Here is a 13,032-nt window from a genome sequence, read left to right as displayed (position 1 = left end):
ACCCAAAAATAGTTGTAAAAACAGTGTTTTAACAACTATTTTTATTTATAAAAAAGGAGGATTTATGTCAAAATATATATTTGTAACAGGAGGGGTTGTTTCTGGACTTGGTAAAGGAATTACAGCTAGTTCATTAGGAACATTACTTAAAAATAGTGGTTTAAGCGTTTTCATGCAAAAATTTGATCCATACTTAAATGTTGATCCAGGAACAATGAGTCCTTATCAACATGGTGAGGTTTTTGTAACCGATGACGGTGCCGAAACCGATTTAGATTTGGGTCATTATGAAAGATTTATCGATGAAAATCTTTCTAGATTTTCATCAACTTCATCAGGAAAAATCTACATGGATGTTTTAAATGCTGAACGTCGTGGTGATTGAGGTGGAAAAACAGTTCAAGTTGTGCCTCATATTACAGATGCAATTAAATCAAAAATTTATGGAGCCGCAGAAAATAGTAAAGCTGATATTATTATTTCAGAAATTGGTGGCACAGTTGGTGATATTGAATCACAACCTTTCTTTGAAGCCTTACGTCAAGTGAGAATGGAGCAAGGTAAAGATAATGTAATGTTCATTCATGTGGCTTTATTACCATTTTTATCAGCTTCAAAAGAATATAAGACAAAACCAATTCAAATGTCTGTAAAAGAATTACTAAGTTTAGGAATTCAACCAGATGTGATTGTTGCTCGATCAGATAAATCAGCCCCATTAGAATTAAGAGATAAAATATCTCTTTTCTGTAACGTTCCAGTTGAAAATGTTATTGAAGCTATTGATATGGATTCAATTTATAAAATTCCTGAAGCGATGATGAAACAAAATTTACACAAAATTGCCATTGATCATTTAAATTTAAAAACAAATGCAACAGATATTTCTGGATGAGAAAATTTCACTAAAAAAATTGAATCATCAACTGAAGAATTTGAAGTTTCATTCGTTGGTAAATATATCGAGTTAAGTGATGCTTACTTATCTGTAATTGAATCATTGAAAATTGCTGGTTGAGAGTTCAATAAAAATTTAAAAATAAATTGAATTCAAGCTGATGAAATTACTGAAGAAAACTATAAAGAAATTTTGAAAAATTCAAAAGGAATTTTAGTACCTGGTGGATTTGGTAATCGTGGAGTTGAAGGGATGATGTTAGCATCAAGATTTGCTCGTGAAAATGACGTACCTTACTTAGGAATTTGTTTAGGAATGCAAATTGCTACAATTTCATTTGCAAGAGATATTCTGGGAATGAAAGATGCCAATTCTACAGAGTTTGATGATTTAACTTCATCACCGATTTTTGATTATATTTCAGGAATTGATCAACATAATTTAGGTGGAACTTTACGTCTTGGAAAAATGCCTGCCAAATTGATCAAAGGAACAAAAGTACAAGCTTTATATAATTCAGAAATTGCATTAGAAAGACATAGACATCGTTACGAATTTAATAATAAATTTAAAGAATTATTTGAAGAAAAAGGATTTGTATTTTCAGGTATTTATGAAGAAAAAAACTTAGTTGAGGTTATTGAAATTCCTTCAAATAAATTCTTTGTAGCTTCTCAATATCACCCCGAATTTACTTCAAGACCAAATAAACCAAATCCGTTGTTTAAAGGATTCGTTGAAGCGATAATTAAAGGGTAATTATCTCAATATCTAAATATTGATTGATTAAATCTTCAAACATTACTATAATTAATAAGAATAAAGAAAGAGAGACATATTTATATGGCAAAAATTTACAGTGATAGATTAGTTAATGCTCACAATATGGTACATGCTGCTTATGCAGGTAAATACGCAATTGGGCATTTTAACACAAATAACTTAGAATGAACAAAAGCAATCTTGGGAGCAGCTCAAAAAACTAACACTCCAGTTATTATCGCAACTTCAGAAGGTGCAATGAAATACATGGGTGGAGCTAAAACAGTTGTTGCTATGGTTAATGCATTAATGGAACAAATGGACATTACAGTACCTGTTGCATTACACTTAGACCACGGTCAAACAGTTGAATCAGCAAAAGAATGTATTTTAGCTGGTTACTCATCAGTTATGTTTGATGGGTCACATTATTCATTTGAAGATAACTTCAAAATGACTAAAGAAGTTGTTGAATTCGCAGCTCAATATGAAGTTTCAGTTGAAGCTGAAATCGGAACTATTGGTGGAGAAGAAGATGGTGTTATCGGTAAAGGTGAATTAGGAGATCCAGCAGAAGCTCGTAAAATCGTTGATTTAAAAGTTGACTTTTTAGCAGCAGGAATTGGAAACATTCATGGTCCTTACCCAGCTGGTTGAGAAGGATTAGCATTTGAACAATTAGATTTAATTGAAAAAGAAATTAACTTCCCAATGGTTATGCATGGTGGTTCAGGTGTTCCTCAAGAGCAAGTTAAAAAAGCTATCTCATTAGGTATCTCAAAAATTAACGTTAATACAGAATTACAATTAGCATTCCAAAAAGCTACAAGAGCATACATTGAAAAAGGTGCTGATCAAGACATGGTTAAAAAAGGATTTGACCCTCGTAAATTATTAAAACCAGGAACAGACGCTATTGAAGCTGAAATCGAAAACTTAGTTACATGATTTGGATCAAAAGGAAAAGCTAACGAAATCAAAAAATAGTTATAAATAATAATACAAAGGCTTATGCCTTTTTTATTTGCATGTACAATTTTTTTAAAAATAATGTATAATTTTTTTAGTACTGATATAGGTATCTATATGAGAACATAGTAAAGGAAAATGGGACTATGCCAAAAAAAGATATTCAACCAAATTACTTCGAAGAAGCTAAATTTGTATGTACAACTTGTGAAAACGAATTTATTTGTGGAACTGCTAAGGGAGAAGAAGTGCGTATTGACGTTTGTTCAAACTGTCACTCATTCTACACAGGAAACCAACAATTCTTAAACAATGCTGGACGTGTTGAACAATTTAAAACAAAATTTGCAAGAAAAGATGCTATTAAAGCATCAGCTGAATCAGATTCAGCAGCGCAAAAAGCTGAAAACGCTAAAAAACAAAAATAGTTTTAAACTAATAATTAAAAGGCGTATGCCTTTTTATTTTGTTTAAAGATATGAATGATAAAATATATTATAAGTAGGAGGAATTATGACTTACAAAATTGATAAAATAGTATTTAAAAGTGAAGATTCTCCTATCTTAGGAATAAATATAGAAACTATTGATGGAAAAACAGCAAATGTTGTTATTGACTCTAAAGAAAAGATGAAATTTTTTAAGAAAGTCTTAAAGGGTAAAGAAAAATTTGATTCTGGTAGATATCAAATAAATAATTTAGATGTTGTCAACAAAAGATATGCTAAAAGAAGTGTTGAATTTATTGGAACAGACACTTTTTTTGAACGTTTAATACCATCGAAAATAATTTTAGTGGCTTCACTTTTATTTGATGCTAAATTTTTGCGAAAAGCTAGATTGAGAACGATCGACAAAAAATATGATTATCTTTCAATACTTGATTCAAAAAATGATTTAACTGATCAAAAATTGAGAGTAAAAATAGATTCATCAATAAATAATTTTATTGATGAAACAACAAATCCTGAAAAGAAAATTTTGAAACAACTTAAACTTGAATTAAATACTTATTGGGATCGAAAAATACCTCAAATTTTTAAAGACTTGTCACCTCAAATTCAAGTTTTAACAAGAGAAAAATCAAGACTTTATGAGGAAATTAAAATTAATGAAACTGCTTTAATTTTTAATCAATTACTTTGAGATAATGTATCGTTATTTAACGATTTAAGAAATACTTGTACGTGTGAATATAATGCTGCAAAATCAAGTAACAAATATTTAAGAAAATTCTCTAAGAAATTTTCATATATTCAAACTAAGTACATGGTAGAAAAAAGATTAAAATTTATTTCTTTTTATATAAATGAATTGAGATTTAAAATTTTAAAAGCGAAGTGAAAATTTAAACAAGTTGATAAACAACTGAAAAAAGAATTTAAGACTTTTTATTCTAAATATGATATCACTAAGGAATTACAATCTAATATTGAAAAAGAGTATTTAAATGCACAAAGATTTACAAGAGATAAAAGAAACGACTTTACTAAAGAGCAAAAAGAATTATTTAAAATAATTAATGAACGTGGTGAAGAAGTTGCAAGTAAAATATCTTTTTTAATTCACGAATATCATAAAAAATTATTAACAGGTAATGTTAATTATAGCGACATAGAAGAATATGATAAAATCAAAAAACAGTATAAAAAAGATATTCATTCTACTTTTACTCAAGCTATTGAATGAACTGGAAAAAACTTAGAACAATTAGATATGAAATTCGATTGATTTTTAAAAAATGGATTTAAGATTTCGTCATTAAATATGATTTATATCAAAATTTTAAAAGCTATTAATATGAATAAAACAAACATTGTTTTTTGGAATATGTTGAATCTTTTAACTTCAAAAGATTTAGAGCACTTAAATAATGCGATCAAAAAAATAAATACAGTATACCCAAATATTTCTTTCATGATGTTACATGATAACTTTAAAACTATTAGTAAAATTAACAAAGAAGTTTATGCAATTGATGCTAAAAATGTTTTAAGATCAATTGCACCAAAAACCTTAATTGAACAACCACATATAAATATCCAAAGTTTATTTAATTTAACCTCAAATACAATAAATTTTAAGATAGTTAATGACCGTTTGGAGGTTAATAACAGGTTTTGAAATGCAAATATTGAACCTCAAAAAACAGAAGGTAAATTTTTATTAAATCCTTTTGAAATAGAAACAACATCAGACAATGTTAAGAAAGATGAATTACCAATTATTGGTTTTATTAAAAATTCTAACGCTTATGCTGATAAAAGAATGAGAAGAATCATTACTGAAAAAGGTGAAGAAATTTACTTTTACTCATTAGATAGAAATTTAACAGAAAATAAAAGAATTTTTATCTATGTAAATACTAAAACAATTAGTAAAATAATATAGAAAAGAAAAGAGAATCCAATGATTAATAAAAAAGACGCAAAAACATTAGTAAAAAAAATTAAAGGTCATGAAAACATTATTATCGTGAAACATCAATTGCCTGATTGAGATGCGCAAGGAAGTGCGATGGGTCTTGCTCACATTATTAAAGAAAATTTTGAAAATAAAAATATTTTTGTAGTAGGTGATAGATTAAATGATGATAAAGATTTTTTACCAAAGAAAAAATTAACAAACGATTTTATTAAATCGGCATTGGTTATTACGGTTGATACAGGAAATAAAGCTAGACTTGATTTCGATAAATATGATTTAGCTGGAGATACTTTTAAAATTGATCATCATATTGATGTTGATAAGTATGCAAATAACCAGATTGTTATGGAATCTGCAATTGCATGTACAGAAGTTGTTACATTATGAGCAGAAATGATGAAATTAGAAATTCCAGCAGCGGGTGCCCACAATTTATACTTAGGTTTATTAACTGATTCAGGTAGATTTTTATTTCCAAAAACAAATCCAGTAACTTTTAGAGTAGCTGCTAGATTATTAGAACAAGGTGCAGATCTAAAAAAAGCACATGATTACATTTTTGTAAATGATTTAAAAAATAGAAAATGATCAAACTTTGCTTTCAGTAAAATGACTTTATCAAAACATGGAGTTGCTTCAATTGTTATTAAAAAAGAGGATTATGCTGGTTGAGATTTAGACTACAATGAAGTTAAAGGCGCATTAGCAACCATGTCAGGTATGCATGAAATTGTAATTTGATTTACTGTTATCGAAATGGAAAATGGTCAAATAAAAGTTTCTTTAAGAAGTCGTGATTATGATGTTAATAGTGTTGCTACAAAATATAATGGCGGTGGTCACCGAGTAGCATCTGGTGCATCATTAAATTCTTTTGATGAAATTTCTAGTTTAACAAAAGATTTAGACAAGTTAGTTAAAAACGGTAAGGAAGGTAAATAAATATGATTAGAGAACAAGAAGTTAATTCAAATTCAGTTAATAAATTAGGTCGCATTGAATTGATTACAGGTTGTATGTTTGCTGGTAAAACTGAAGAGTTTATCAGAAGATTAAGAAGAAATGATTATGCAAAAAAAAGAGTGGTTGCCTTTAAACCATCTATTGATAATAGATATTCTGAAGATTTAATCGCTTCACATTCTGGTGCCGTTTTAAAATCATATCCAGTAAGTTCTGTTGAACAATTGATTGAAATATATAAAAAAGAAAATGCGATTTCACCGATTGATATAATCGGAATTGATGAAGTTCAATTTATGGACAAAAAAATTGTTCCGTTTATTGAGTTGTTAGCAAATAATGGTGTAATAGTAATTGTTACTGGATTAGATAAAGATTTTAGAAGTGAACCCTTCCAAAACGTAGATAAATTATTAGTGTTGGCTGAATTTGTTGATAAACTAACTGCAATTTGTCATAAATGTGGTAATTTTGCAAATAGAACACAAAGAATAATCAATGGAGAACCCGCTAATTGAGACTCACCAATTGTGTTGGTTGGTGAAACAGATAGTTATGAAGCAAGATGTAGAAATTGCTACAAACTTCCTAAAAAATAGAAAGTTGGAAATATGAATCCTAAAACAATAGAAGCTTTGGAGACGATGTCTAAAAGATTAGACCAAATCAATAATGATTTACAAAGTGAAGATATTTTAAAAGATATAAAAAAATTCACTAGTTTAAACAAAGAGCGTGCCAATTTAGAAGAAGTTGTAGAAAAATATAAAGAATATGCTCAATGTACACAAGCTATAGCTGATGCAAAAGAAATATTGGCTAATGAAAAAGAAAATGAAATGCTAGAATTAGCAAAAATGGAATTAGATGAAAATTCTAAACAAGCTGAAATACTTTCTAAAGTGATTGAAAATTTACTTTTACCAAAAGATCCAAATGACGATAAAAACGTTATTATTGAAATTCGTGGTGCTGCTGGTGGTGATGAAGCAAATATTTTTGCTGGTGATCTTTTCAGAATGTATAAATTATATTGTGAAGAACAAGGTTGAAAATTTTCGGTTATGGAATCTTCTTTTTCAGAAGCTGGAGGTTTCTCACAAATATCATTTATGGTGAAAGGTGACAATGTTTATTCAAAACTAAAATTTGAATCAGGAGCGCATCGTGTTCAAAGAGTACCTAAAACTGATACAAAAGGTAGAATTCAAACATCAACTGCAACTGTTGCGGTTTTACCAGAAATGACAGAAGTTGAAATTGAAATAAAAGCAGCTGACTTAAGAATTGATACTTATCGAGCATCGGGAGCGGGTGGTCAACACATTAATACTACAGACTCAGCTGTTCGTATTACCCATATACCAACTGGAGTTGTTGCAGCATCACAAGATGGTCGTTCTCAATTCGATAATAAAGATATTGCTATGACAATGCTTAGAGCTAAAGTTTATGAAGCAGAAGTACAAAAACAACAAGCTGAAGCTGATTCTAATAGAAAGTTAGCAGTTGGAACAGGTGCTAGATCTGAAAAAATCAGAACATATAATTACCCTCAAAACCGTGTAACTGATCACAGAGTTGGTTTAACTTTAAATAAACTTGATTATGTTATGGAAGGTAAAATTGATGAGTTGGTGACTGCTTTGATTAATGAAGAACAAAGACAAAAAGTTGCTGCTCAATTAGAAGAAAATAATGATTAAAAAATCTGATCTTTTTAAAGAAATAAAACAAAGAGTAAATATCAGATTATCGCAATCTGATATTTATCAATTTATGGCGTTTCTATTAAATGATAAATATGATCAAATCCCAATAACATTAAATGACGAAATTTTTAATTTCGATTATAATAAGTTTGAAAAGTATTTAACCCTTTTAAATGAAAAAATGCCTTTAGCATATTTGATTGGTAAAACATATTTTTGCGGAAATGAATTTATCGTAAATTCAGATGTACTGATTCCAAGAAATGACACCGAATTATTGATTGACGAAATAAAATCATCATATGATTCAAATGAAAGTTTAATCATTGGTGATATCTGCACTGGTAGTGGAGCAATTGGAATATCACTTGCTAAAATTTTTCCTAAAAGCAAAATTTATATTTCTGATATTTCTGAGCCAGCATTGAAAGTTGCTGAAAAAAATATTAATCACAATTATGTTGAAAATGTTGAGATTAAACTTGGTGATTTTGTAGAACCATTTATAAAAGAAAAAATTAAATTAGATGTTTTAGTTTCAAATCCTCCATATATTCAAATTAATGATTGCGATGTTGATGAATCTGTTTATAAATATGAACCACATTTAGCTTTATTTGCAGAAGATGGCGGTTTAGAATTTTACAAAAGAATTTTAAATAGTATTGATACAATAATGAACTTTGAAAAAGATTGGATGATCATTTTAGAATATGGTTGAAAGCAAAAAGAAGAAATAGAGAGCATTTTTTCAAAATCAAATTATCTACAAGAACATAAAAAAGATCATTTCGGAAACTGAAGATATGTAATTTTAAAAAAAGAAAAATAAGGAGGTTAATATGGATAAAAAAATAGATTTTAATTTCGACTTTAAATTAAATTTTGGTTTTAATGATAGTGATCCTAAAATCAAAAGAAAAAATTTAAATATGTATAAAATGGCTATTCTAGGTTTATTTATTTTTTTAACAGCATTAATACCTTTTTATGTATACGTTTACATCATAGAAAATAATTCTAATTTAGATTTTTATTATGAAAAGTTTAATGAAATAAAAGAATATATGGTTTTACCAAGTAAATTTGAAATAGAAGGACCACTTTGATCTGGATTCGCCTTTATGGTTATTACAACAATTATGTTTATAATGTTTAAACCTATAGTTAGTGGAAATGGTGTTAATAAGACGCTTAAGATGTCATATATTTGACTTTTGGTGCTTATGGCTTTAATTGCGTTCTTACTTGCAACTCTATCTCAATTTCAATATTCTAAATTTGAAAGCTTTTATTTATATGAATCAATCACACAAATTGATGAGACAAATTTACTTATAGATAGAGCCTCTAAAATACCTGTTTTTCAAGAAATATCTCGTTATTTTTCTGAAAGTTATAAATCTGGTAAAGATGCATATAAATGACAAGATATGAATTTAGTTTGATGAACAATGTTTATACAAATTACAATGATTTTTGCTGTTTCAGTTTCTCTACAAAATTCTATCTTTGGAAAAAAACAATCAGAAGGAATCGAAAAATATATAAAAATTATTTCAAATGAAAAAAGTGTTTCAGAATCACCTTTTAAAAGACTTTTAGTAAAAACATTTAATTTTAGTGAAAAAAATTTAGCAACTTGAACTGTTATAACAACGCTATTATGTATTACACCACACTTGATTTATGTAATCATAATTTCTGATGGTAATTCAGCATCAAGTGCCCTTATTGATTGAACATATAAGCTACCAAACTTATTAAAAGATTATGAAGTTTTTAATAATGAAGAAAGTCTTAAAATATTAGACTCATTCCAAAACGTTACTCCAGATCCTTTCTTAATAACATCATTGCCAACAATTATTATGGGACTTACATTTGCATCAACATTTTCATTTATTTCAGTTATAGTGAGGGGAGAAAACGTATCGTCTAATGTATTCTTAATTCAATATATTGTTTTATTCGTTGAGATTATATTATTGGTGGCTGTGTGTACTTATTCTAAAATACAATTAGAAAATCTTTCTCAAACTTGAAATGATTCTTTTGATGATGTAAGTTCAAATGGACAAAAATATCTTGAATATATTTCTTCTAAAATACCAGAGGATTTCAAATTATTAACTGAAAGAGGTATCGTTTCTGAAAATCAAATAATAATTGATCCACTTTTTCCATTATTAGGAATCGACCAAGGTAAAGGATTTGAATGATTAAATAAAGCAGGTATTATTTCTGAATCAATTATTAGTTTTTCGTTAGTTATAACAGCCTTTTTAATTTTAGGTAGAGGCATTTTAAAAACTAACGTTGCTAAGAAAAAATTGAATGATGAAATTAAAAAAATAATTTTAAAAAGAAATATTCTTAAGAAGAGAAGAGAGAACAGAAAGAATGCTGACTAGCTTACAAATAAAATCAGCTGTTGAAGAGCTTAAAATTAATAAAATCGTAATTTTGCCAACAGATACTATATATGGACTTTCTTCTATCCTAAAAAAAGACTTGATGACAAAAATTAATGCATATAAAAATGCTGATCTGGATAAACCATTAATTGTTTTAATATCTTCACTAGATCAACTAGAGAATAAAATATCTTTATCAGAAGACATCAAAAAAATTTTGATGAGTGATCAACCAACCACAGTCATTTTCCCGTTAAAAAATGAAACCATAGCTATTAGAATGGTTAATAGAATTGATATCAAAGAAATAATTAATCAGGTTGGTCCTATATTTTCAACAAGTGTAAATATTACTGGATCAAAACCCCTGAGAACATTTAAAGAATTAAGCAATTTCCATCCGGATATAAAAGTATATTATGATGATATTTTAAATGGACAATCCTCAAGAATCTACAATAGCATAACTGGAGAGTGAGTTAGATAATGTCGGTTGCTAAAATTAATGATATTTCTAATTCTGTAATTTATAATCATCAAAAATATGAATATTCTTTAATAAAGCCGATTACTTCACTTGATTTGCATATACAAAATTTAGTTAAAAACAAACTTGAGAATGACAATATAAAAATAAAATCTATTCCAGAAATTGTTAATGATGTTTTTCCTTTCATTGAAAAAGTTAATCAAGATGTTGTTAAAAGCTTAATAAATAGAAATTTAAGAATCAAAAAAATTATCTTTAATTATTTGGAAAAATGAAATGGCTTAGATTTAAAGTTTGATCCTATGGATGAAAAAGACAAATTTATTATAGAGATAGCTAAATCAGTAATGCATGATATCAATAAATTTTTATACAAAAAGGATATAAAATATATTTATCCAAATAAAACTTTTATAAATAACGATTTTGAAAATGTTTATATTGGCACAATTGATGCTATTATGTCTAATGGAAAAGAATGATTTTTACTATCGTTTAAAACATCTAAAACTAGTTACAATCAAAAATACTCAGCAGAATTATTTATGCAAAAGGAATTATTTGAGTCAAATAACAAGTTTAAAATATCGGAAATGTACATTTTAAACCCGAGAAATGAGAGAGTTATTTTAGAAGCGGATAAATTATCTAATTATGAAATTTTTAAATTAAAAAACACCTAATGGTGTTTTTTAATTGGTATTTTGATTTTATAAACTTTTAGAATATAATTTTAGTGAAATAAACAAAATATTGGAGGTCCTATGGATAATTACGAGTTAATTAGCGACTATCATGATAACAAACACTATAACAGTGAATTGATGTCACTAGTTAAAAGACAAGCAAAAGGTTGCTTCGAAGAATGAATGGTAAAAAACCAATGAATTGATAATTATATTCCTGCGTCTTTAGTTAATGATGATAATGAAATCGTCATTACAATGGGAATTATAAAAACAAACTTATATATAAAAGAAAAACAAGTTAAAGCCTATCAATTTGGAGAAATCTTATATAGAGATGGTGTGCCAAATGAAAGTCTTAAAGAAATATTATTTAAAAAAGTTATTGATAAATATTCTAATATTGCAGATATTATATTTACTCACTCTTTAGAAGACAGATCAGTTTTATTGGAAAACGGATTTAAAGAATTTGAAGAATTTATTTATTTTATACCTTGAAATGGTGAAGATTCTCAAGTTGGATCAGCAGTTAAAAAATTAGATTTTGATAATTTTAAAGATATTGAATTTTTGAAAACAGAAATTAAATATTCTACAAGACATGCAAGATTACTATCATCAAACGGTGATTCAGAAATTAAACTATACAATGTTTTAAGACACTATAGAAGAAATGTATATTATATTCCAAGTCTTTCAACAACGGTTGTTTTTACTATTTCGGGTAATGTTTTTAGATTGGTTGCTATGTTCACTAAAAAGGATGTTGATTTGATGACTTTATTAAAAACAATTGTTCCAAAAGAAATGAAATATATTGAATTTGGTTTTATACCAAATCTGCCTTCTTTATATATTAAAAAAATGGAAAATTATGTTACTCCATCGATCACACAAAAAAATTATTTATTGATCAATGAAATTACAACTAAATTAACTGATATAAAAATTTCATTCCCAATTATTGCTAGACAAAAATAGGTTTTCACCTATTTTTTATTTTAAAAGTATAATTATTGTAAGAGGAAAATATGAACAAACAACAAAAGATCAAAAAAATTCGATATAAGAAAAAAGAGTACAAGAACTTCTTAAAATATAATCAAATTGACGGAAAGGATTTTCCTAAATTAACAAAACTTGAAAAACAAGATTTAACAATTAGAAACTTTATCTATTTATTACAAATTTCTGGTCAAGATAAAGAAAATTTTTCTGATGAAAAAAATATTTTAAGAACAACAACCCATTTTCTATATTCAAAATTTAAAGGAGAAAATCATGATGATTTTTTCAATTTAATTTCTAATTATAATAAGAGTTTAGGTTCAGAAATTATAAATTTAAATATAGAAAATGAAAATATTAATAAATTAAATTTAAAATTTTCAGAATCTGAATTAAAAATTTTAAATTTTAATGAAGTGTATATGTGTGTCGGTAATATTTTTTCAAAATTAAATATTGATAAAAAACCTCTTTACTATAAATTTGGTTACTTATTGTCAATGTACATAAATTTGACTCACTACATAAATTTTTATGTTGATGTTACAAATTCAGATTTATTTATTCTTAAAATTAAAATATATGAAGAGCTTATTAACCATTTATCAACCATAACACCAGAATACTTTAACTTAATAATAATAAAAAATAATAAAAAGTTAGCTAAGGGAATCAAAAAAATTAAGAAAGGATAATA

Annotated in this window: 13 protein-coding genes; all 13 read left to right on the top strand. The window is 26.9% G+C overall.

The window, feature by feature from the left end:
• The first annotated feature begins 64 nt into the window (after positions 1–64).
• The 13 genes from T347_RS0100785 (at position 65) to T347_RS0100725 (ending at position 13,030) form a co-directional block, all read left to right on the top strand.
• The gene (locus tag T347_RS0100785) at positions 65–1,657 is read left to right on the top strand and encodes a CTP synthase (RefSeq protein ID WP_031542278.1); all 1,593 of its coding nucleotides are present in this window, start codon (positions 65–67) and stop codon (positions 1,655–1,657) included.
• An 84-nt stretch (positions 1,658–1,741) separates the two neighbouring features.
• Positions 1,742–2,647 carry a class II fructose-1,6-bisphosphate aldolase gene (fba, locus tag T347_RS0100780; protein ID WP_031542276.1) on the top strand — a complete coding sequence of 302 codons (906 nt, stop codon included), beginning with the start codon at positions 1,742–1,744 and terminating at the stop codon, positions 2,645–2,647.
• A 128-nt stretch (positions 2,648–2,775) separates the two neighbouring features.
• Positions 2,776–3,057 (top strand): 50S ribosomal protein L31, encoded by a 282-nt coding sequence (gene rpmE, locus T347_RS0100775; RefSeq protein ID WP_031542274.1) that lies wholly within the window; start codon positions 2,776–2,778, stop codon positions 3,055–3,057.
• Positions 3,058–3,142: 85 nt separating this feature from the next.
• A complete protein-coding gene (locus tag T347_RS0100770; protein ID WP_031542272.1) occupies positions 3,143–5,020 on the top strand; it encodes a hypothetical protein in 1,878 nt (625 codons plus the stop codon).
• A gap of 18 nt (positions 5,021–5,038) precedes the next feature.
• Positions 5,039–5,998 (top strand): DHH family phosphoesterase, encoded by a 960-nt coding sequence (locus T347_RS0100765; protein ID WP_031542270.1) that lies wholly within the window; start codon positions 5,039–5,041, stop codon positions 5,996–5,998.
• Between the two features lie 2 nt (positions 5,999–6,000).
• A complete protein-coding gene (locus T347_RS0100760) occupies positions 6,001–6,618 on the top strand; it encodes a thymidine kinase (protein WP_031542269.1) in 618 nt (205 codons plus the stop codon).
• Between the two features lie 12 nt (positions 6,619–6,630).
• Positions 6,631–7,725 (top strand): peptide chain release factor 1, encoded by a 1,095-nt coding sequence (gene prfA / locus T347_RS0100755; protein ID WP_031542267.1) that lies wholly within the window; start codon positions 6,631–6,633, stop codon positions 7,723–7,725.
• A complete protein-coding gene (gene prmC / locus T347_RS0100750; protein ID WP_051635999.1) occupies positions 7,718–8,563 on the top strand; it encodes a peptide chain release factor N(5)-glutamine methyltransferase in 846 nt (281 codons plus the stop codon). Before prfA ends, prmC begins: the two co-directional genes overlap by 8 nt.
• Positions 8,564–8,573: 10 nt before the next feature.
• The gene (locus tag T347_RS0100745; protein ID WP_031542264.1) at positions 8,574–10,145 is read left to right on the top strand and encodes a hypothetical protein; all 1,572 of its coding nucleotides are present in this window, start codon (positions 8,574–8,576) and stop codon (positions 10,143–10,145) included.
• Positions 10,135–10,635 carry an L-threonylcarbamoyladenylate synthase gene (locus T347_RS0100740; protein ID WP_031542262.1) on the top strand — a complete coding sequence of 167 codons (501 nt, stop codon included), beginning with the start codon at positions 10,135–10,137 and terminating at the stop codon, positions 10,633–10,635. The genes T347_RS0100745 and T347_RS0100740 overlap by 11 nt, the downstream gene beginning before the upstream one ends.
• Positions 10,635–11,321: a hypothetical protein gene (locus tag T347_RS0100735; protein WP_031542260.1), complete on the top strand. Its 687-nt coding sequence runs from the start codon at positions 10,635–10,637 to the stop codon at positions 11,319–11,321. The genes T347_RS0100740 and T347_RS0100735 overlap by 1 nt, the downstream gene beginning before the upstream one ends.
• Positions 11,322–11,402: 81 nt before the next feature.
• On the top strand, positions 11,403–12,308 hold the full coding sequence (locus tag T347_RS0100730; RefSeq protein WP_031542257.1) for a hypothetical protein: 906 nt from the start codon (positions 11,403–11,405) through the stop codon (positions 12,306–12,308).
• A gap of 50 nt (positions 12,309–12,358) precedes the next feature.
• Positions 12,359–13,030, top strand: a complete 672-nt coding sequence (locus tag T347_RS0100725) for a hypothetical protein (protein WP_031542255.1) — start codon at positions 12,359–12,361, stop codon at positions 13,028–13,030.
• Positions 13,031–13,032: the final 2 nt, after the last annotated feature.

The organism is Mesoplasma photuris ATCC 49581, from assembly GCF_000702725.1.
GTDB classification, from domain to species: domain Bacteria; phylum Bacillota_I; class Bacilli_A; order Mycoplasmatales; family Mycoplasmataceae; genus Tullyiplasma; species Tullyiplasma photuris.
Note: the sequence above shows the minus strand (reverse complement) of the source record. Positions and strands in the feature narration are given on the sequence as shown.